At 53.1% G+C, this 20454-nt stretch carries 19 protein-coding genes; 10 read left to right on the top strand and 9 right to left on the bottom strand.

The window, feature by feature from the left end; genetic code table 11:
* Positions 1-30 precede the first annotated feature (30 nt).
* Positions 31-1290: an adenosylhomocysteinase gene (locus tag JR338_01105; protein ID QRN83384.1), complete on the top strand. Its 1260-nt coding sequence runs from the start codon at positions 31-33 to the stop codon at positions 1288-1290.
* A 146-nt stretch (positions 1291-1436) separates the two neighbouring features.
* On the opposite strand, the gene recA is transcribed toward JR338_01105, so the two are convergent.
* From recA to JR338_01125, 4 genes are all read right to left on the bottom strand, one after another.
* Positions 1437-2498 carry a recombinase RecA gene (gene recA / locus JR338_01110; protein QRN83385.1) on the bottom strand — a complete coding sequence of 354 codons (1062 nt, stop codon included), beginning with the start codon at positions 2496-2498 and terminating at the stop codon, positions 1437-1439.
* 111 nt (positions 2499-2609) lie between these two features.
* Complete coding sequence (locus JR338_01115) at positions 2610-3443, bottom strand: M23 family metallopeptidase (protein ID QRN83386.1); 834 nt, start codon at positions 3441-3443, stop codon at positions 2610-2612.
* A 5-nt stretch (positions 3444-3448) separates the two neighbouring features.
* The gene (locus JR338_01120; protein ID QRN83387.1) at positions 3449-4765 is read right to left on the bottom strand and encodes a DUF1015 domain-containing protein; all 1317 of its coding nucleotides are present in this window, start codon (positions 4763-4765) and stop codon (positions 3449-3451) included.
* A 144-nt stretch (positions 4766-4909) separates the two neighbouring features.
* Positions 4910-5785 carry a DegV family protein gene (locus JR338_01125; GenBank protein QRN83388.1) on the bottom strand — a complete coding sequence of 292 codons (876 nt, stop codon included), beginning with the start codon at positions 5783-5785 and terminating at the stop codon, positions 4910-4912.
* Between the two features lie 239 nt (positions 5786-6024).
* Here JR338_01125 and JR338_01130 point away from each other — a divergent pair, with 239 nt between their 5' ends.
* The 9 genes from JR338_01130 (at position 6025) to JR338_01170 (ending at position 15576) form a co-directional block, all read left to right on the top strand.
* Positions 6025-7032 carry a lipoate--protein ligase gene (locus tag JR338_01130; protein QRN83389.1) on the top strand — a complete coding sequence of 336 codons (1008 nt, stop codon included), beginning with the start codon at positions 6025-6027 and terminating at the stop codon, positions 7030-7032.
* A 151-nt stretch (positions 7033-7183) separates the two neighbouring features.
* A complete protein-coding gene (gene ffh, locus JR338_01135) occupies positions 7184-8506 on the top strand; it encodes a signal recognition particle protein (protein ID QRN83390.1) in 1323 nt (440 codons plus the stop codon).
* 108 nt (positions 8507-8614) lie between these two features.
* On the top strand, positions 8615-8968 hold the full coding sequence (gene rpsP / locus JR338_01140; GenBank protein QRN83391.1) for a 30S ribosomal protein S16: 354 nt from the start codon (positions 8615-8617) through the stop codon (positions 8966-8968).
* A gap of 21 nt (positions 8969-8989) precedes the next feature.
* Positions 8990-9241, top strand: a complete 252-nt coding sequence (locus tag JR338_01145) for a KH domain-containing protein (GenBank protein QRN83392.1) — start codon at positions 8990-8992, stop codon at positions 9239-9241.
* Positions 9242-9260: 19 nt separating this feature from the next.
* Positions 9261-9818, top strand: a complete 558-nt coding sequence (rimM, locus tag JR338_01150; GenBank protein QRN83393.1) for a 16S rRNA processing protein RimM — start codon at positions 9261-9263, stop codon at positions 9816-9818.
* On the top strand, positions 9818-10918 hold the full coding sequence (dprA, locus tag JR338_01155; GenBank protein QRN83394.1) for a DNA-protecting protein DprA: 1101 nt from the start codon (positions 9818-9820) through the stop codon (positions 10916-10918). Before rimM ends, dprA begins: the two co-directional genes overlap by 1 nt.
* A 10-nt stretch (positions 10919-10928) precedes the next feature.
* A complete protein-coding gene (locus JR338_01160) occupies positions 10929-12020 on the top strand; it encodes a mannose-1-phosphate guanylyltransferase (GenBank protein ID QRN83395.1) in 1092 nt (363 codons plus the stop codon).
* A 138-nt stretch (positions 12021-12158) separates the two neighbouring features.
* Positions 12159-14363 (top strand): type I DNA topoisomerase, encoded by a 2205-nt coding sequence (gene topA, locus JR338_01165; protein QRN84324.1) that lies wholly within the window; start codon positions 12159-12161, stop codon positions 14361-14363.
* A gap of 106 nt (positions 14364-14469) precedes the next feature.
* Positions 14470-15576 (top strand): hypothetical protein, encoded by a 1107-nt coding sequence (locus JR338_01170; protein QRN83396.1) that lies wholly within the window; start codon positions 14470-14472, stop codon positions 15574-15576.
* A 72-nt stretch (positions 15577-15648) separates the two neighbouring features.
* On the opposite strand, the gene greA is transcribed toward JR338_01170, so the two are convergent.
* From greA to JR338_01195, 5 genes are all read right to left on the bottom strand, one after another.
* Entirely contained in the window at positions 15649-16116 is a 468-nt protein-coding gene (gene greA / locus JR338_01175; GenBank protein QRN83397.1) for a transcription elongation factor GreA, read from the bottom strand.
* Between the two features lie 37 nt (positions 16117-16153).
* Positions 16154-17308 (bottom strand): deoxyguanosinetriphosphate triphosphohydrolase, encoded by a 1155-nt coding sequence (locus JR338_01180; protein ID QRN83398.1) that lies wholly within the window; start codon positions 17306-17308, stop codon positions 16154-16156.
* 68 nt (positions 17309-17376) lie between these two features.
* Positions 17377-18183 carry an isopentenyl phosphate kinase family protein gene (locus JR338_01185; GenBank protein ID QRN83399.1) on the bottom strand — a complete coding sequence of 269 codons (807 nt, stop codon included), beginning with the start codon at positions 18181-18183 and terminating at the stop codon, positions 17377-17379.
* Positions 18183-19133 carry a mevalonate kinase gene (mvk, locus tag JR338_01190; GenBank protein QRN83400.1) on the bottom strand — a complete coding sequence of 317 codons (951 nt, stop codon included), beginning with the start codon at positions 19131-19133 and terminating at the stop codon, positions 18183-18185. Before mvk ends, JR338_01185 begins: the two co-directional genes overlap by 1 nt.
* Positions 19134-20024: a decaprenyl-phosphate phosphoribosyltransferase gene (locus tag JR338_01195; GenBank protein QRN83401.1), complete on the bottom strand. Its 891-nt coding sequence runs from the start codon at positions 20022-20024 to the stop codon at positions 19134-19136.
* Positions 20025-20454 lie beyond the last annotated feature (430 nt).

Genomic DNA, 20454 nt, shown 5'->3' on the forward strand with positions numbered 1-20454 from the left:
CAACGCCCCAAAATTTGTATGGAGGATTTAATGGATAAGTACGATGTCAAGAATTTGGATCTGGCTGAGGGCGGTCGACGCCGGATTGAATGGGCCGAACGGGAAATGCCTGTGCTGCGTTCCATTCGAGAACGCTTTTTAAAGGAACGCCCCTTCGAGGGTATTCGCATGTCAGCTTGTCTGCATGTGACAACCGAAACCGCCAACCTGATGCGCACACTCCAGGCGGGTGGCGCGGATGTGGTCCTGACGGCCTCAAATCCGCTCTCCACTCAGGATGATGTGGCTGCCTGTCTGGTCTCGAATTATGAGATCCCCGTTTTTGCGATCAAAGGCGAAGACAATAAGACCTATTACAAGCACCTTTTCGCTGCCCTCGATCACCGTCCCCAGGTGACCATGGACGACGGCGCTGACCTGGTGAGCACGCTCCACAAAGAGCGGCGTGATCAGCTCAAAGACGTGATCGGTGGGACCGAAGAGACCACCACCGGTGTTATCCGCCTGCGGGCGATGGCTGCTGACGGTGCCCTGAACTTCCCCGTGATCGCAGTCAATGACGCGATGACTAAACACTTCTTCGACAACCGCTATGGTACCGGCCAATCCACAATTGACGGCATCATCCGGGCGACAAACGTCCTGCTGGCTGGCAAAAACTTTGTGGTCGGTGGCTACGGCTGGTGTGCACGTGGTTTGGCGATGCGAGCCCGCGGTATGGGCTCCAACGTGATCGTCACCGAAGTGGATCCCTTGAAGGCGTTGGAAGCGGTTATGGATGGCTTCCGGGTCATGCCCATGATGGAAGCTGCCCCGATCGGCGATATCTTCGTCACCCTGACCGGTGATATCAACGTGATCGACAAGCACCACTTTGAAGCGATGAAAGACGGCGCAATTGTTGCCAACTCCGGTCACTTCAATGTTGAGATCAACATCCCCGCATTGGCCGAGATGGCTGTTGAGAAACGACTGGTCCGCCCCTTCGTGGACGCCTACGAGCTGCCCGATGGCCGTGTACTCCACATTTTGGGCGAAGGCCGCCTGATCAACCTGGCTTCTGCTGAAGGTCACCCCGCCAGCGTGATGGATATGTCCTTTGCGAACCAGGCCCTGAGCGCAGAATATATGATCAAAAATGCCAAGGAACTGGAAAAGAAAGTCTACGGCGTGCCGTTGGATATCGACAACGAAATTGCCCGCCTGAAACTGGAAGCCATGAACGTGGCGATTGATACCCTGACGGACCAGCAGGTGAAGTACCTGAACTCCTGGGAAGAGGGAACCTAAATCGACGTTTAGATATATTATGAAAAAATACCCCTTTCTTTTCCTGAACAGGAGAGAGAAAGGGGTTTGTTTTAACTTTGTGAAATGAAAAAGGACAGATTCGGTATCAACCTGTCCTTTATGGTTATTGGGAGAGGAAGAGGGGTTTATTCGTCTTCCATCATTCCTTCATCCTCATCGGCATAATCTTCATCACCCTTATCCCAGGGGTTGGGAATGCCGCCAGCCATGGATTGTTCACGAATAGCCTTTTCGATTTCAGCGGCCATTTCCTCATTTTGCTGGAGGTATTCTTTGGCGTTTTCACGACCCTGTCCGAGGCGAACATCGCCATAGGAATACCAGGAACCGCGCTTTTCAACGATATCCAGGTCGGAGCCGAGGTCAATGATATCGCCGACTTTGGAGATACCTTCGTTGTACATGATGTCAAATTCAGCCGTGCGGAAGGGGGCAGCCACCTTATTTTTGACTACCCGCACACGAACCCGGTTGCCGGTGATCTCGGCGCCGACTTTGATCGATTGGATTCGGCGGACATCGAGGCGTACAGAAGCGTAGAATTTGAGGGCGTTACCGCCGGTGGTGGTTTCAGGGTTGCCAAACATCACACCGATCTTATGGCGGAGCTGGTTGGTGAAGATCACGGCCGTGCGGGTCTGGTTGATTGCGCCGGAGAGCTTGCGCATCGCCTGGGACATCAGGCGGGCCTGGGTGCCCATGGTGGGGTCGCCCATATCACCTTCGATTTCCGAGCGGGGCACCAACGCGGCAACCGAGTCCACTACGACGATATCAACCGCACCAGAGCGCACCAGGGTTTCGGTGATCTCAAGGGCTTGCTCGCCCATGTCGGGTTGGGAGATCAGCAGTTCGTCTACGTTGACACCGCATTTGGCGGCATAGGTTGGATCGAGGGCATGTTCCATGTCAATGAAGGCCGCCGTGCCGCCTAATTTTTGGGCTTCGGCCACAATGTGCTGGCAGATGGTGGTCTTTCCGGAGGATTCCGGCCCGTAGATTTCAGTGATCCGGGCGCGGGGAATGCCGCCGACGCCCAGGGCGATATCCAGCGAGAGGGAGCCGGTGGGGATTGCATCCACGGCCATATGCTTGGCCTGACCCAACCGCATGATGGATCCTTCGCCATAGCGTTTGGTGATATCTTTTAGGGCTTTATCCAGAACAGTTTTCTTTGCCTCGTCCATGTCGCCATCCTTTATTAGTTAATCTTTTTATTCCTGCGTAGAATAATTCATGATTAGCTGATTATCAGCCACAATGCTATTTTAGCACAAATGTTCAGTGTGTCAAGAGAGTTAGGGGACCGCTTCAAATATCTCAAACGGATCCACGATCTGGTAATAGCCGCTGGAACGCCAAAGGCAGTAATTACTGAGCTGCTCTTCTGACGCTGTGGTTTCATAGTGTGCCATGGTGGTGATCTCCATCCCGGAAGGTCCCATACGGGTCTCAAGATGGAGGTGAGGGGTACTGGACCAGCCACTGTTGCCTACATTCCCCAATAGCTGACCGCAAACTATTTCCTCACCTAATTCAAAGGCCGGGCGGACCTGCTGATGCGCGTAGAGGTGATAGAGCGAGTATTCTCCCGTGAGGGTGGGGGTGGGAACATTAGGGCAGTTGTACTGGTATTCCAAATCTTCCGGAACTGGCACATATTCTGCCATCAGTAATTGCTGCAGCTCTTCGGGCAGGTCTGAGAGCGGTGTCTCAATGACGATTGTATAGCCATAAGGATAGAAATCATCCAGAATGAGCGCAACCCGCCCCGACATGATGGCGTAGATCTCGATGCCTTCAATCGATTTGCGATCTCCCCGCTGATAGTATGCGAAATCCAACCCCGGATGACCGAAGTCCGTGCCCCAGGCATAGGGTTCCACCAGGGGGTTAAACAGGATCAGCGGTAGGGATTCGATGGTCTCATCTTCCAATGGACAACAGACCGTAAAGGGTTCTTCGGTGGGTGTCGGAGTGGGCGGCAGGATGGTCGGGCTGGGGGATGGCGTTGGTTGAGTGGTATGGGTGGGTACGGGGGTGACTGTCGCAGGTAGAACAGTGCTTGTCACCCCAACCGGGCGACAAGCACTCAGAATCACGATCAGAAACAGGAAAATGGTTTTCCGCATTAAATTTAGATTTTTCGGCATTCCATATAGAACCGTTTCTCACGGGCTTCACCCATCGAGAAAGTCTTGCGGGGGAGTGCGCCATCGAGGATCACGGTCTTGAACAGGTCTGATTTGTCCATACCGGGGACATAGAAGCCGGTGTTGCCAGCTATTTGGCCTTTTTCCACCAGGATTTCAGTGCCGTGGACGTAATCGATCTTCTCTGCGCCGTTATCTTTCAGAAAACCATCGAGGAAACGCTGGAGGGTGCCGACCGGGAGGTTGTCTTCCGGCTTGCGAATTTCAAGAACCTTGAATCCCTCAGGCGTGATCCAGCCTACCAGGTGCCCAGCGGCTTCAGCTTCATCCACGATCCGGACCATTTCTTCCGCTGAACTGGCGGAGTTGATAACCAGTCGGTCGCCCCAATAGGTCTGCATTTCAGCCAGCAGGTCTTTCTTCAGGCCGAAGAGCAGCCGGTGGATGGGTTCAAATTCCAGTGCGGGGCAATGGATGTTTTCGATCTCCACCAGCGCGTAACGGGCGGGGTGATCCATGCCGACAGTGGGTTTGAGTTTCTCCCAGATCGCCTTGGCGGTAGCCAGGGAGTGGTTGCCGTCACCCATCGCAAAGAGCAACGGTTTGTGCTGGCCGGGGATGAGGTTATATTTCTCGGCAAAGGTGTCGGGATCAATCAGATCGGCAAGCGCCTGAAAGATATTCTGCCGGACAGCTTCATTGTTAATGGCGAAGCCGGTCAGGTGGCCGCTGCCCTGCATCAGATCGAAGTCATAAAGCTCCTCGAAACCCATCGACTGTTCATCCAAAGGGCCAAAGACGGTGTCATTGGGATCGTCAAAGAGGACAAGGATGTGGGGGAGTTCGAGGGCGGCTTGCTCGCGGATGCGAATGCGCGGAGGGAGCCGGTCGAGGATGGTGCCCTCGGTGGCGCGGATCAGGGTCTGGGCACCCTTGTTATAGTCATATTGTTCCAGATCCAGGCAGACCATCAAGCCTTTGCGGCAGTGTCCATCCACTTCCCGCAGGACGTAGACCAGGTCATCCACAGCTTTGAACAACCCATCTTTGAGGTATTGGCGCATGGCTTCCTGAGTTGAGGCCAGCCGCTTCTGTTCCTCCGGGGTTTCCAAATAGACCTCGGGAAGGATCATGTGATAGGTTGAGGGAGAATCGCCAACAAATTCATCCACTTTGTCCCAATATTCCGGCTCCGAAGTGAATTGGTCGCAGGCGATCACTGCCCATTTTTGAGGGTCAATGCCCGCTTTGGGAAGTAAGATATCCGGTATTTTGATGCCAATTTCTTGAGGAAGGTTCATTTATCCATCCTTTAAACTTTGGTGAGTATTTACGGCTCTATTTTATCCGAAATTCCATCCTAAATGGGACTGGATTAGTGAGAAAAAAAGGAGAGGCTGCTGAAAAGCAGCCTCTCCTGATCTACCAACAAGGTCGGATGGGGATTAGATGAGCTTGAGGAGGTCTGGATCCACACCCGCAACAAAGCCCACCCCAACCGTACCGGGACCGGTATGAACACCGATGACGGGGCTGAGGTTGGCGACCATGATTTCACGGGGTGAGAAACGGGTCTCAATTTTATCCAATAGGTGTTTAGCGGATTTCTCAGCATTTGCTCCGACCACGCCCATCATGTTGATGGGTGTCTTTCCGTAGACGTTGTCGCCAATCAAATCAATCAGTCGGTCATGCGCTTTTTTAGATGTGCGCACGCGCTCTAGGGCTTCAATTTTGCCATCTTTCAAGTAAAGAATCGGCTTGAGGTTGAGGGCCGTCCCAAGGAACCTGGATGCACCACCGATCCGGCCGCCGCGATGCAGAAATTCCAGGGTATCCACAGCAAAAAAGACCTGGGCATGATCGCGGATTTCTTCAGCGATGCTCTTGCATTCACCGAGCGAGGCACCCTGTTTTGCTGCCCGGGCGGCTGCCAGGGCCATATATGCCAGTGGAACGGAGGTTATTTTTGAATCGACAACTTCCACGACTGCATCCGGGACCATTGCTTTAGCCTGGGTCGCTGAATCCATTGTGCCGGATAGGGCAGCAGAGAGCACTAGAGCGAGGATCTCGTACCCTTCTGCGTGTAATTTTTCATAGACATCTGCAAAGGACTTGACGGTAGGTTGGGAAGTGGAGGGCATGATCTTGGCTTTAGATAAGCGCTCATAGAACTCCTTCGGACCGATATCCACATTGTCATGCAGCGTTTCCGTCCCCCAGATGACCACCAGGGGCACAACCGAGATGTTATAGGTGGTCAGCAGGTCATCTTGTAAATAAGCGGTTGAATCCGTAACAATAGCAACTTTAGACATAATAAATTCTCACTTTCAACTAGTCAGCAAGTGACAAACCAGTTAATTCATTGTCTTGTTTAACCCAAGGGTGGTGAAATGGTCGCGATGATGAGTATTAGAGTGGCGGGTAGGGGATCCGGAGATAGAGTGGGCTAATTAATTAATTACCTTCATTTTCTATTGATTAATCGGGTAAAAATAAGGGGTTGAATTTATATCCTACAAAATTATTAGTGAACCAATAGGACAGAAACAAAATGATCTACATCGAAACAAACTCAACGGACCCAACCTGGAATCTGGCATTTGAAGAATATTGCCTGCGAGAGCTGGTCCAGTTTGAGCGGATCTTATTACTCTGGCAGAATGACAATGCCATCATCATTGGCCGCTATCAGAATGCCGAAAGTGAAATCAACCTGGAAGCCGCACGCACGCTCGATACCAAGATTGTGCGCCGGCCATCCGGGGGCGGGGCGGTCTATCATGATATGGGCAATCTCAACTACACCTTCATTTACCCGATTGACGGGTTGAACCGGCAGGACATCTCCGTTTATGCTGAGCCGATGGTCAAAGCACTAAATAGGATTGGCGTCCCTGCAGAGATCAAAGGGCGCAATGACCTGCTATTGGATGGCAAGAAGATCTCTGGTACAGCGCAGCGTATTCAAAAAGGTCGCTTGATGCACCATGGCACCTTGCTCTATGATTCCAACCTGGATTCGTTGGAAGGGGTTCTGCAGGTGGATAAGGCCAAAGTTGCCTCAAAAGGGATTGCTTCTATCCGCAGCCGGGTGACCAATATCAAAGAATATCTGCCGGAGGGGCAGTTTGAGGATGTGCAGGCTTTTTGGCGGGCACTGCTGGATGCCTTCTCGGAAGAGGAGCCGCTCACTCCGTTTGAACTGACGGATGAGATGCTGGCTGAGGTGGAGAAGCTGCAAAAAGAGAAATATCAATCCTGGGAGTGGAACTTCGGCAATGCGCCGGCTTTTGAATATAAAAACAGCCAACGCTATCCCTTTGGCAAACTGGAAATTCAGGCCAACATCAAAAAAGGGCTGATCGAGGAATGCAAGATTTCCGGTGATTTCATGGGGATGGCCGATTTGGATCCCCTGGAAGAAGCCTTGATGGGTGTTCGTTACGCTCCGGAGGATGTGCGCAAGGTGCTGGATGATTTGGAGTTGTCGCTTTATCTGGGTGGGATCACCACGGATGAATTTATCCAGTGTCTTTTTGAAGGGACAGGTGTAAGCTAAATACTACGCGAATTCTGGATTCGCTGGCATTTGCCGCATATTAATGGAGAGCCGACCGGGTGTCTTCCTGAATCTCCCTTGACCAACCACGTTTTACACGCTAAAATCACTGGTTGACGATGTGACCGAAAGAATCGATTAAGTCTTTATTGTGTTTGAAAACTTAACAGACCGCCTAAACACCATATTTCAAAATCTGCGCCGGCACGGACGCCTCTCTGAGGCGGATGTGGATCAGGCCATGCGGGAAGTCCGAATGGCACTGTTGGAAGCAGATGTCCATTATGGCGTGGTCAAATCCTTTACCCAGCGCGTGAAGGAGCGGGCGATTGGGGCGGAGGTTTCTAAAGCCCTCAACCCGGCCCAGCAGGTCATCAAGATCGTCAATGAAGAACTGATTGCCACCCTGGGTGAGCCCAGCGGATTGAACCTGAAAGGCGAAAAGCCTTTCGTGATCATGCTGGTGGGCTTGCAGGGTTCCGGTAAAACCACAGCTGCTGCCAAACTGGCGAAGCGATTACGTGCCCAGGGCGAGCGGGTTTTACTGGTGGCGGCGGACCCTTACCGGCCGGCCGCCGTCAAGCAGCTGCAGACATTGGGTGAGCAGATTGACGTCCCGGTGTTTGCCAAAGATGGTGTTGCCCCACCGAAATTGGCGGATGAAGCATTCAAAACTGCCAAAAAGGGTGGCACCACTGTTGTGATCCTGGATACGGCAGGTCGTTCACAGCTTGATTCCGAGCTGATGAATGAGCTGACGGCAATCCAGAAGAAAGTACCGCTGACCGAGATCCTCCTCGTGGTGGACTCGATGATCGGCCAGGAAGCGCTCAATGTGGCGCAGGGCTTCCGCAAGGAGCTGCCCGTTTCAGGCCTGATCATGACCAAGATCGACGGCGACGCCCGCGGCGGCGCAGCCATTTCCATTCGGGAAGTGACCGGCGTGCCGATCAAGTATTTGGGCGTTGGCGAGGGCGTGGATGCAATTGAGGAGTATAATCCAGGCAGGTTAGCCTCCCGCATCCTCGGCATGGGTGACATTCTGGGCCTGATCGAAAAAGCAGAAGCTAGCTTCGACCAGGAACAGGCTGAGCAGCAGGCTGAAAAGCTGATGCGCGGCGAATTCACCCTTGAAGACTTCGCCAAGCAGTTGAAGCAGATGCGGAAGATGGGCCCCTTAGGGCAGATTCTGGATATGATGCCCGGCCAGATGGGGCAGGTTGCCCGTCAGGTGGACCCGAACGAAGCTGAGGACCAACTCATGCAGATTGAGGCGGTGATCAACTCCATGACGGTCTCTGAACGGCGGAACCCGAAATTGTTGAATGCAAGCCGCAGGCGCAGGATTGCGCAAGGGTGCGGCATGGATGTGCAAGTGGTCAATCAGGTCATGAAGCGCTTCCGGGACACCCAGCGACTTGTGAAAACTTTACAGAAATCAGGCGGCAAAGGTTTAGGCCGTATGATGCGATAGCCAGACGTACGAGAAAGGTCAGCGTTTCCTTCAACGCTCTCTCATGCCTTTTGCAGGACTCAGGCTGAAACTATTAGAAACATAGATTATAAGAGGAGCATTTTTTCGATGGTACGTATTCGATTGCGCCGGGTTGGATCCCGGAATCAGGCAAGTTATCGTATTGTTGTCGCTGACAAAGAGAAACCCCGTGATGGGCGTTTTCTGGAAGTAATTGGTCATTACAATCCCCGAACCGAACCTTCTACGATCGTGGTGAAAGATGATCGCGCTTTCTACTGGCTGAGCGTTGGTGCGCAACCCACTGAAGCTGTTGAACGCCTTTTCAAACAGACCGGACTCTGGGACCGCTATGAACGTTTTAAAGCGGGCGAAGATGTTGAGGCCCTGACAGAAGAAGGCGCAAAGGTTTATGACGAGCGGGTTACTGACCCCCGCACAAACCCGCCAGCCAATTCCTAGTTTAGAAAGGCGTGTGGCAAGATGAAAGGTGAGAACCTGCAAGGTTTGGTTGAGTTCGTCGCCCAGTCTCTGGTCGATCAACCCACCGAAGTCAATGTTGAATCCCATCCCCGTGGTAATACTGTCTACCTAGATCTGCATGTGGCCAAAGAAGATATGGGCCGCGTGATTGGTAAGGGTGGACGGGTTGCAAATTCACTGCGAACGCTGTTGAAAGTTGCTGCTGCCCGAGATGGTAACCGAACCAAGCTCGATATTGTCGAGCCAGAATAATTTCTGACCTTTTTCGCACATGCCTCAAACAAGTCGTAACACAGATTCAGGCTCGCATTCTGAAAGCGAGCCTGAATTTATTGTCTTAGGGAAGCTGCGCCGGGCTCATGGTGTTCGGGGCGAGATCCCATTGGAGATACACACAGAATTGTTGGAACTCCTGGCCCCTGGCTGCCGGGTCTACGTGGGAAAAGAACATACCCTGATGACCATTGAAGCCACCCGCTGGAAGGGTGATCTCCTACTGCTGAAATTTGACGAGATCAGTGACCGAACGATTGTCTCTGCGCTGACCAATAAAAGGGTTTATGTCAGCACGGAGCAACTGCCGGTTTTGGCGGATGGCGGCTATTATTTACATGAATTGATCGGTCTGGAAGTCTATGAACAGGAAGGACGGCATCTGGGGACTCTGATGGAGATCCTTGAAACCGGCGCTAACGATGTTTATGTGGTCCAGAACGAGATCGGGGAAGAAACCCTGATTCCAGCCACCGAGCACACCATCCTGGAAGTGGACTTCAACCAGGAAAAAATGATCGTCACCAGAATGGAGTGGTATGGCGAGGGGGACTAATGCCAGATGAGAAAAAGTATTGGATTGGATTCAATTTAGTTCGCGGGATTGGGGCGGTTCGCTTTAAGCAGATCCGATCCTTTTTCGGCGACCTTTCACTTGCCTGGAATGCCCCAGTTGAGGCATTTCGCGAGGCTGGCCTGCCTGAACGGGCTCTGACAAACTTCATGCAATTGCGAGAAGATATTGACCTGGATGCCTTGTATGATTCCATCCTGGAAAAAGATGCCCAAGTTCTGACCCTTCTGGACGGCGGTTACCCCAAATTATTAAAACAAATCGATCAGGCCCCACCTGTGTTATATGTCAGAGGGACCCTGCTGCCTGCGGATGATTTTGCCATTGCGATGGTGGGCACCCGGCGGATTTCTGCTTATGGTCAGCAGATCACCCGTGATACTAGTCTCTATCTGGCTGGGCACGGCTTGACGATTGTCAGCGGTCTGGCAAGAGGGGTGGATGCCCTGGCGCATCAATCCGCATTGCAGGCCGGCGGCAGGACGATTGCCGTTCTGGGCAGCGGGGTGGATGTAATCTACCCGCCCGAACACCGCCAACTGGCGGAAGCAATCATCGAGAACGGTGCGATCATCAGCGACTACCCGATGGGGACCCAGCCGGAAGGGGTGAACTTCCCGCCGCGAAACCGGATCATCTCCGGGCTGTCACTGGCGACCGTTGTGGTTGAAGCGGGTGAACGCAGCGGAGCATTGATCACCGCAGACTTTGCTGTGGAGCAGGGGCGCGATGTCTTCGCTGTCCCGGGCAATATCCTCTCACCAGCCAGCAAAGGCACCAACCGCCTGATCCAGAAAGGGGCCTATGCCCTGGTTTCACCTCAGGATGTCCTCGATGTGTTGGATCTGACCCAGGTCGAAGATTACAAAACGGCAAGACAGGTCTTGCCAGCAGACACAACTGAGGCTAAGATATTGCAATCCATGGATTACGAACCGGTCCATGTGGATGAAATTTGTAATGAGGTTGGACTGGCAGTAGAAAAGGTGACGGCCGCACTGACCATGATGGAACTGAAGGGATTGGTCCAGCATGTGGGGGGCATGCGGTATGCGGCAGTCCGTGAGATCAACAAGAAATGAGGAGTTGGTCATGTACGAGAATTTTTATGCAGTGATTATGGCGGGTGGCAGCGGGACCAGGCTCTGGCCGCTTTCCCGCAAGGGTCAGCCGAAACAGTCGCTGGCTATTGATGGCGAAAACACGCTCTTTCAACAAGCTGTTCAGCGGCTTTCGGGGTTGTTCCCCGTGGAGCGCATTCTGATCGTCACCGTGGCGGACCAGGTGGCGCAACTGAGCGCACAGGTTCCGTCCATCCCGAAAGATAATTACATCATTGAACCTCTGCCGCGAGGTACGGCTTCCGTTGTGGGTTTAGCAGCCCTGGCGATCCAAAGCCGTGACCCGCAGGGATCGATGGCAATCCTGACAGCGGATCACCTGATGCGAAATGCGGAGCACCTGCGCCAACTGCTTAAGGCAGCCTATGAAGTCGCCCAGAAGGATTATCTGGTGACCTTGGGGATCACCCCGACCTTCCCGGCCACGGGCTATGGTTATATTGAGAAGGGTGAAGCGCTGGGGACTTTTGAGGGTGTGGAAGCATTCCGGGTTCAAGCCTTTAAAGAAAAACCGCAGTTGGATGTCGCTGAGAAATTAGTGGCCGATGGGCACCATGTCTGGAACTCTGGCATGTTCATTTGGCAGGTAGCGACGGTGATGGCAGAGTTTGAACGCCAAATGCCCGATCTTTATGCTAAATTGAAAAAGATTGAAGGGTCTTGGCAGAATGAGCAACCTAAGGGTATGATAGAGGCTGTTTGGCCCACGATCCAACCCCAAACCATTGACTATGGCATCATGGAACATGCGGAAAAAGTGGCCGTGATCCCATCCATTGATCTTGGATGGAACGATGTCGGCAGCTGGGAATCCCTTTTTGATGCCCTGGATCCGGACGAATCGGGTAATATTGTCCTCCGGGGTCAACCAATCACATTTGACACCAGCGGTACACTCATTTGTGGTGATCATCAGGAACGGCTGATCGTGACGGTCGGCGTGCAGGACCTGATCATTATTGAATCTGGTAACGCGATTCTCGTTTGCGACCGAAAGCAAGCTCAACGGGTTCGCGATGTTGTAAATTATTTAAAACAGGACGGTCGCGAAGATTATTTGTAGGAGAAATCGGAATTGGAAGCTTATTGTGTAAAATGCCGCGAAAAGCGGGAAATTAAAGACCCTATAGCAGAATATAACAAAGCCGGCGCACCGGTCACCCGGGGCACCTGTTCCGTTTGTGGCACAAAGGTCTATCGTATGGGCCGGACGGACGCCCATGAGGGACTTGCCAAGCCGGAAGTTGTCCGAAAGACCAAGAAAGCCCAACCCCGCAAAGGGAAGCTAGTGATTGTCGAGTCCCCAGCCAAAGCCAAAACCGTTGGACGGTTCCTTGGTAAGGGCTATACTGTTCGGGCATCGGTTGGTCATGTGCGTGACCTGCTTCGGTCAAAATTATCGGTTGATGTGGATAATGATTTTGAGCCCCATTACCGGGTGCCCAATGAAAAACGCGAAGTCGTTAAGGAATTGAAAAAACTCGCCGGAAAAGCGGAAGAAATCTACCTGGCGACAGACCCTGACCGCGAAGGTGAGGCGATTGCCTGGCACCTGATGGAAGCGGCAGACATCGATGAGAATCGTACGAATCGGGTTGTTTTCCATGAAATCACCAAAGATGCGGTGGATGAGGCTTTTGCGCACCCCCGGACGATTGACATGGACCTGGTGGACGCCCAACAGGCACGCCGGATTTTGGATCGCCTGGTGGGATACGGCATCAGCCCGATCCTCTGGAAAAAGGTCCGCAGCCGGCTCTCGGCTGGCCGCGTGCAATCCGTGGCGCTGCGGCTGATCGTGGAACGGGAACGCGAGATTGATAACTTTATTCCGGAAGAATATTGGTCCATCGAAGCGGACCTGCTGCCCGAAGGCGGCAAGGTGCCTTACCGGGCTAAACTTGCCAAGATAAATGGCGAAACCCCTAAACTGCCCACACAGGACGTGGTGGATGACTTTATAAAGGAAATGCGATCAGCGCTCTACACGGTAGATTCCGTCAAAGAGGGCAAACGACGCCGCAATCCTTCTGCACCATTCATCACCAGTACCCTTCAACAGGATGCTTCCCGTAAATTGGGCTTCACAGCACGCAAGACGATGTCCGTGGCGCAGCAATTATATGAAGGTGTGGAGTTGGATGGTGAGGGGACGCAGGGTTTGATCACCTACATGCGTACCGACTCAACCAATATCTCCGATGTCGCTTTGAACGAAACTCGCTCGTTCATCAAGGATCGCTACGGTGATGGATTTTTACCCGCAACCCCACCGACTTATAAAACCCGGACGCAATCCGCACAGGAAGCGCATGAAGCGGTCCGCCCAACTTCGGTGCTGCGGCAGCCTAAAGCGATCAAGAAATACCTTTCACGTGACCAATTCCGGCTCTATCAGTTGATCTGGCAGCGCTTTGTGGCCTCCCAAATGAACCCGGCGATCTATAAGACTTTGTCTGTGGAAGTGATCGGCAAGGGAAACGAGGGTAATGAATACCTACTACGGGCCTCCGGCAGCCAGTTGGAGTTCCCCGGCTTTCTGGTAGTTTATGAAGAAGGTAAGGACGAAGACCAGAAAGAGGAAGAGGAAGGCGACAGCACCAAGATCCCCGTGGATGATATCCATGAGAATCAGACTCAGTCACTGCAGGAACTATATCCTGAGCAGCATTTCACCCAACCACCGCCACGCTACACCGAGGCCTCACTGGTGCAGGTGCTGGAAGAGAACGGTATTGGCCGGCCTTCCACTTATGCGCCTATCCTCTCGACCATTCAAAACCGCGGTTATGTGACCCGGGACGACAAGCGGCTGGAACCGACTGAAACCGGCTTCCTGGTCAACGACTTGGTAGTGGAATATTTCCCCAGCATTGTGGACATCAATTTCACCTCAAATCTTGAGGATGAACTGGACCAGGTTGCGTCGGGCTCTGCCGAATGGGTGGATGTGATCCGTGAGTTTTACGGTCCCTTCTCTGAACGGCTGGAAAAGGCTGAAGCCCAGATGCCGGAACAGAAGGCTGAATTGGAAAAAGTTGACCGGGCCTGCCCGCGATGTGGTCATGACCTGATCATCCGCTGGGGCCGCTATGGCAAGTTCATTTCCTGCAGCAATTTCCCGGACTGCCGCTATACCGAACCTTATCTTGAAAAGATTGGCGTGACCTGCCCAACCTGTGGGGAAGGCGATGTTGTCCGCCGCAAGACCCGTAAGGGAAGGACTTTTTATGGTTGTTCCCGCTATCCGGATTGCGATTTCACCTCCTGGAAGCAGCCCGTGGCCGAAAGATGCCCGAGTTGCGGTGGGGTGTTGGTGATTGCCAATAAACGGCAGCTCAAATGCCTGGATTGCGAAGGAACCTTCCTTCAGGATGAAATTATGAAGGAAGCGGAAGTGGCATAAGTCTTGCAATCTATTTTCTGAGCGATTCTATTGCGGAAAAGTTTTAATTATTCTACAATAGTGAAAATGCGAATAATTGACGTAAAAAATACGACGGGAGTTTAAGATGAACTCAGAAAAACTGAAATCATTATTCAAAGATTGGCGGATCACCATCATTGCTGGTGTTGTGATCGGGATCTTGCTGGGTTTGATGGTGGGCTGGGGAATCTGGCCCGTGCAGTGGACAGACCTGGCCCCTTATCACTTGCGGGCAGACTTGCGTGAGGATTACCTCCGCATGGCCATCTTCACAACCTCCATGACGGGCGACACCTCGATTGCGAACAAGGCCTGGTCCGAGCTGGAAACCACAGCCGATGACACCCTTGAGGCGGTCCGTGCGAATACGGGATATATCACTCCCGAACAAATTACGTATTTTGAGGGTATTGTAGGCGCAGAGGGCGCGGAAGTGGTCGTGCCAACCACTGACACAGCTTCTGATATCACCACAACCCCGGCGTCTGGCGAGGAAGAAGAACCCACCAGCGGCCCGAACTGGCTGCTTTTGGGCGGCTTCTGCGTCGTCCTGCTGATTGGTGCGGCAATTGCGATTTACTTCTTTGTGATTCGGCCCCGGAAACTGGGTGCGGCACAACAGGAAGACCTGAAATCCATCGTTCGTGAGCGGATGGCTGAGAGCACGGTTGCTATGGACTATGGGGATGAGGAACTTGGGTATACCAAACCGATTTCTGGTTTCAGCCCGGCTGAGGAAGAAGAACAGCAGCTGCCGGTCGCTCAGTTCATGACCACGTATATGATGGGTGATGATCTTTATGACGACTCCTTCAGCATTGACGCTCCCACCGGTGAATTCCTGGGTGAATGTGGCGTTGGCATCTCCGACACAGTCGGTGTGGGTGAACCCAAACGGGTCAGTGCCTTTGAAGTCTGGCTCTTCGATAAAAATGACATCCAGACCGTCACGAAGGTTGTGATGAGCGAGCATGTCTACGAAGACAATAAGACCCGGATGCGCCTTGAATCCAAGGGCGAACCAATCCTTGCTGAACCCGGCAAGGTGATCCTGCTTGAAACAGCCACCCTTCAACTGGAAGCCCGAATTGTGGATATGGAATACGGCGAAGGCGCCGCTCCAGACCAGAGCTTCTTCCAGCGGATGACGCTTGAACTTTCCGTCTGGTCCAAGGAACGGGGTTCCTTCTAAACCCTGAACTCCCCTTAAACAAAAAATACCCCTCAGCAACAGTTGAGGGGTGTATCTTTTTAAGTTAGTGGCTTATTCGATCTTGAGGATCTCCAGCCGGATGGTTTCACCATTTGGCAGGATGGCATTGACGGTATCGCCCGATTTATGGCCAATGAGTGCTTTACCGATGGGTGATTCGTGTGAGATACGGCCTTCACGAGGGTTGGCTTCGTTGACGCCTACCAGATGATAGGTCTCTTCCGGGTAATCCGCTTCTTTAATGGTCACCCGGGCACCGAGAGCCACCTCATCGTAATTGGCTTTGGCTTCAATCACTTTAGAATTATTGAGGATCGCCTCAAGTTCCTGGATCCGACCTTCCATAAAGCCCTGGTCTTCCTTGGCTTTGTGATAATCGGCATTTTCTGAGAGATCGCCCATGGAAATGGCGTGCTTCAGACGTTCGGCGAGCTCAACGCGCCCGGTTGTCTTTAGTTCTTTCAGCTCTGCCTCAAGTTTGGCTTTGCCTTCAGGGGTGAGGTATTTTGTTTCATTCATGCTAAATTCCTTTTAGGATGTCCTTTGCAATGGCCCTTTAGGGTAGTGTTGTTGAATCAAATAATTTCTGATATTCGTCAATGGCGAACCGGTCGGTCATACCGGCGATATAGTCACATACCGTTTCCTCAAGCCCCTTCTTTTCGATGAGGATCTGATATTGCTCGGGGAGTATAGCTGGTTCCTGAACATAGGCCTGGAAGAGATTTTCCAGGATTCGGTCGGCTTTTACAGCCATTCGGACCACCCGGTAATGATTATAAAGGTTCTTGAAGAGGAAATCCTTCAATTCACGGTTGCGGCGGTGCATATCTTCGCTGAAACCGACCACATTATAGGGCAGCTCCTGCAACTCTTCCACGTTGCGGATCCCGCTGCGACGGATCATCCGGTCAATGGATTGAACCAGGTCGGTTACTTCAATCCCGATCAGGCGCCGGATAAGGCGGTGACGGGCCAGGTCATCCAGCGTGTCTGACCGTCGTCGCCCGACACTCTCATTGATGACCTCCCAAAGGGAGACGCCCGAAAGTTGGGCGGGGGTGATCATTCCGGAGCGCAGCCCATCATCCAGGTCATGCGCGGTGTAGGCCAGTTCATCGGCCACATTGGCGATCTGAGCTTCCAGATGGCCGCGAAGCTCGGGATTAAAATCCGATGCATCCGATACATCGTAATCGGTCTCATGTTTGATGATCCCTTCCAGCACCTCCCAGGTGAGGTTCAGGCCATCGAAATCAGGATAGCGCTTCTCCAGCTGGGTCACGATTCGGAAGGAGTGATGGTTATGGTTGAATCCACCGTGGTCCATCATCATCCGGGCCAGGGTACGCTCACCGGAATGGCCAAATGGTGGATGGCCGAGGTCATGGGCCAGGCAGATCGTTTCCACCAGGTCCTCGTTCGCGCCCAAAGCCCGCGCCACACTGCGCCCGATTTGGGCGACTTCCAAGGTGTGGGTCAGACGGGTGCGGTAATAATCACCTTCATAGTTGATGAATACCTGGGTCTTGTATTCCAATCGCCGGAAGGCTGTGGTATGCAGGATCCTGTCCCGGTCCCTCTGAAAAATGGTGCGGTAATCCGGTTCATCTTCCGGGAAAAGGCGGCCTTTGCTGTTTCGGCTGCGGACGCCATAGGGGGCTAGGTTCTGGTCTTCCAATTCTTCCAGTTGTTGACGCGTGAAGATCATGTTTTTTACTCCAAAACTCCAATTAAGTTCAGATTATACCGGAAAAACAGGCTCTGGTGACATTGGCGTCAGGCAGCGATCAGTGTGCCGAGATTTGCCCCTTCGAGAGCTTTTTGCAGGCTGCCCGGGGCTTCCGCGGAGAAGATCCGCACCGTCAGCTCAGGGTTATCACTTACCATATCCAGCATTAAAGCCACCTTGGATTTCATTCCGCCGGTGACATCCACTTGATGGGAGCCGGAAACCTGTTGCTGAATTTCGCTAAGGGTGCTGGGCTTGATCTGGGGGATGGTTTGATCGGGATTGGCTGGGTCCTGGTAGACGCCTTTTTCAATCCCGGCCAGCAAGATTCTAGCGGGGCGCAGGATTTTAGCAAGATGTTGAAAGACCTTCTCGGTTGAGAAAATGGTTCCGCCCAGGGTCCGGTCAAAAATGACATCACCTAGAACGACCGGGATCAGGTTGTGGGACAGGGCGGTTTGCAGGGGCGCCAGATCCCACTGAAACATTTCACCGCGATCTGCGACGATCCCAGCGGAGGGCGCAAAGGTGACCACAGGCAGCCCTGCAGCTGCGAAATGGCGGATCACGATTTGGTTCAATTGGTGGGCGGCCGTCCAGACTTCTGCGAAGCCCTGCCATTCCTCAGGTGAATGGACGCCGCTTTGGGTTTGATATTTGCTGGCGACGGCGTGCCCAAAGGAACCGGAGCCGTGCCCCAAAACCAGTTGGGTTTCGGGGTGGGCAGCGCAGTATGCTGCAACTTCACCTGCCAGCTGCTGGATCATATCTTCCCGAGCGGTCAGCGGCTGGGACTTATCGGTAATCAGCGATCCACCGAGTTTCAGAAACACGAGTTCGCGAGGAGCCTCCATTAGGCAGTCTCCCTCAGGACGGTGCTCATCACCCGGACAGCGCCTTCTTCCAGCAGATATTTCTCCAACTGGCTGAGCCTTTCATAGGTGGTCAGAGCGATAATGTTGCCGCCCCGGCCTCCGCCGGAAAGCTTCGCTCCCACTGCGCCGGCTTCGCGGGCAGCGGTGATGAACTTTTCGAGGCGCATGCTGCTGACCTCAAGTTTTTGCAGGAGCAATTGGTTGTGGTTCATTAGTGGTCCCAGCTGGTCAAGGTCGCCCTGGCAAAGTGCCTGACGGGCATCACGAGTGATCTGGCCGATCTCAGCGAAGATCGCTTCATAGGTCTCCGGATCGCTTTCATAAAGGCTGTGCACGTCCGAAACGGTCTCGATCGTGGGTGTCTTTTCGCCCGTATCCGCGATCACCCAATAGGTAGGCTTTGTGGGGGTGAGGGTTTGGAGGGGCTCACCTCGCTGGAAGTAGACCGGTTTTTGGAAGGTCACCACGGTGTTATCGATCCCTGAGGGGGTGCCGTGGTGGATCTTTTCAATTTCGTAGGCCATCTCTGAGATCCGCTCATTGGGCAAGGGTTCACCAAGGAAAGCAGACAATGCCCGAATGGTTGCCACCGTGACGGCCGCACCGGACCCCATGCCCGCCGCAATTGGGATGGTTGAATCCACTTGGATGGTGAAAGACGGCGTATGGTAAGGCGTTATTTCGTCCAAAGTGGCCCGAATGGCTGCCGCCAGGGGGTGATCCTCCGGCAGGTCATTCAACATGGTATCAAGCTGGATGTCATGAGCCTGCACGCGGACTTTGCCGGAGCCAGCGCCGATAATGGGCGTGACCCGTGCGGTGGCGGTAACATCCTGCACAGGAATGGCGATGGCGGGTTGGCCGTAGACCACGGCATGTTCGCCAAAAAGGATTATTTTTCCAGGGGCTTTACCAAAGATGACAGGCATTTACACTCCAGCGGTAAAGACATAGAGCAGCAGGATCACCGTCAACCCCCAGAGCGCTACAGCCAGCTGGAAGGGGTGGTCGGTGAGGATCACTTCTTCTGGCGCTCCGCCAAGGTGACCGGTGTTCAATAGGTAGAGGTAGCGGAATAGGGCGTAGATCACAAAGGGGATAGTGAGCATCATGCCGAAATTGCCCGAGGTGGCAGTGGACGAGAAGGTGTAGAGGCAGTAGGTTATCAGGGTTGTACTGATCACCACGATCAGCATTTGGTCGATTAATGCCAGGGAATAGCCTTCAAGCACTTTGCGGGTTTCACCGGCGGATTGTTCCAATAAAGCTATTTCCGAGCGGCGTTTACCGAGGGCGATAAAGAGCGCCAGGAAGGTGGTGGCGAGGAACAGCCAGGGCGAGAATTGGTTGGTCGTGATCACCGTTAGCCCACTGGCCACCCGCAGGACAAACCCGATGGCGATGATGATCACATCCAGCAAGGCGATGTTTTTTAGCCAGAAGGAATAGGCCAACATCAGCAGGAAATAACCGCTGATCACCAGGCCAAATCCGATGGATAGCAGGAATGAGAGCGGCAGAGTGGTGACGACCAGAATGATCGCAGCCGTGACAGCCCAGCGCTTCGGGAGCAGGCCTGCTGCCAAAGGCCGGTGGCATTTATCCGGATGGCGCCGGTCTGATTCGATGTCGGCCAGGTCGTTGATGATGTAGATCAACGAGGAGACCAGGCAGAATAGGGCAAAAGCCGCCAGGGTCCGGCCCAGTGAGACCAGGTTAAAAAGCTGCTGGTCAAAAACCAGGGCAGCCAGCACAAAAATGTTCTTGGGCCACTGCCTGGGGCGCATGGTTTTGATTAAATAGCCGAATTTCTTCAACATGAGTCAATCTTATCACAGAGTGATTGGTGGGTGGTGAATGGAGGATGGAAGGATACAGCAGGGTAAACAAGAAGCCTTCTCCTTGAGGAGAAGGTGGCACGTAGTGCCGGATGAGGTGATTTATCATCAATTTTCACCTCATCTGTCTGCTCCGCAGAAAGCTTCCCCTCAAGGGGAAGCCTTAAAAGGTGATTCGGATTATCTTGCGGGATGGTAAGGTGAGCGCGCCATTAGAGACTAGATTTTGAGATTGCTTCGTTCCACTCGCAATGACAAGAAGGTGTAGAGTTCGCTCCGGGGTCGAGCGTACCATTATGAGCGGTGGAATAATGATGTGTTGGTTAACCAGATGATGAGATTGCTTCGTTCCACTCGCAATGACAAAAAGGTGTAGGGTGCGCTCTGGGCTTGAGCGCACCAATATGGATTG

The organism is Chloroflexota bacterium (genome assembly GCA_016887485.1).
Lineage (GTDB): Bacteria > Chloroflexota > Anaerolineae > Anaerolineales > Anaerolineaceae > Brevifilum.

Bases quoted from the DNA above. Each gene is read 5' to 3' on its own strand.
- mvk (QRN83400.1), bottom strand. From the start codon at position 19,133: ATGCCTGTCATCTTTGGTAAAGCCCCTGGAAAAATAATCCTTTTTGGC.
- JR338_01185 (QRN83399.1), bottom strand. From the start codon at position 18,183: ATGGAGGCTCCTCGCGAACTCGTGTTTCTGAAACTCGGTGGATCGCTG.
- greA (QRN83397.1), bottom strand. From the start codon at position 16,116: ATGAATGAAACAAAATACCTCACCCCTGAAGGCAAAGCCAAACTTGAG.
- JR338_01120 (QRN83387.1), bottom strand. From the start codon at position 4,765: ATGAACCTTCCTCAAGAAATTGGCATCAAAATACCGGATATCTTACTT.
- topA (QRN84324.1), top strand. From the start codon at position 12,159: ATGGGCCGGACGGACGCCCATGAGGGACTTGCCAAGCCGGAAGTTGTC.
- JR338_01170 (QRN83396.1), top strand. From the start codon at position 14,470: ATGAACTCAGAAAAACTGAAATCATTATTCAAAGATTGGCGGATCACC.
- JR338_01195 (QRN83401.1), bottom strand. From the start codon at position 20,024: ATGTTGAAGAAATTCGGCTATTTAATCAAAACCATGCGCCCCAGGCAG.
- dprA (QRN83394.1), top strand. From the start codon at position 9,818: ATGCCAGATGAGAAAAAGTATTGGATTGGATTCAATTTAGTTCGCGGG.
- JR338_01180 (QRN83398.1), bottom strand. From the start codon at position 17,308: ATGATCTTCACGCGTCAACAACTGGAAGAATTGGAAGACCAGAACCTA.
- JR338_01105 (QRN83384.1), top strand. From the start codon at position 31: ATGGATAAGTACGATGTCAAGAATTTGGATCTGGCTGAGGGCGGTCGA.
- rpsP (QRN83391.1), top strand. From the start codon at position 8,615: ATGGTACGTATTCGATTGCGCCGGGTTGGATCCCGGAATCAGGCAAGT.
- JR338_01115 (QRN83386.1), bottom strand. From the start codon at position 3,443: ATGCGGAAAACCATTTTCCTGTTTCTGATCGTGATTCTGAGTGCTTGT.
- rimM (QRN83393.1), top strand. From the start codon at position 9,261: ATGCCTCAAACAAGTCGTAACACAGATTCAGGCTCGCATTCTGAAAGC.
- recA (QRN83385.1), bottom strand. From the start codon at position 2,498: ATGGACGAGGCAAAGAAAACTGTTCTGGATAAAGCCCTAAAAGATATC.
- JR338_01130 (QRN83389.1), top strand. From the start codon at position 6,025: ATGATCTACATCGAAACAAACTCAACGGACCCAACCTGGAATCTGGCA.
- JR338_01160 (QRN83395.1), top strand. From the start codon at position 10,929: ATGTACGAGAATTTTTATGCAGTGATTATGGCGGGTGGCAGCGGGACC.
- JR338_01145 (QRN83392.1), top strand. From the start codon at position 8,990: ATGAAAGGTGAGAACCTGCAAGGTTTGGTTGAGTTCGTCGCCCAGTCT.
- JR338_01125 (QRN83388.1), bottom strand. From the start codon at position 5,785: ATGTCTAAAGTTGCTATTGTTACGGATTCAACCGCTTATTTACAAGAT.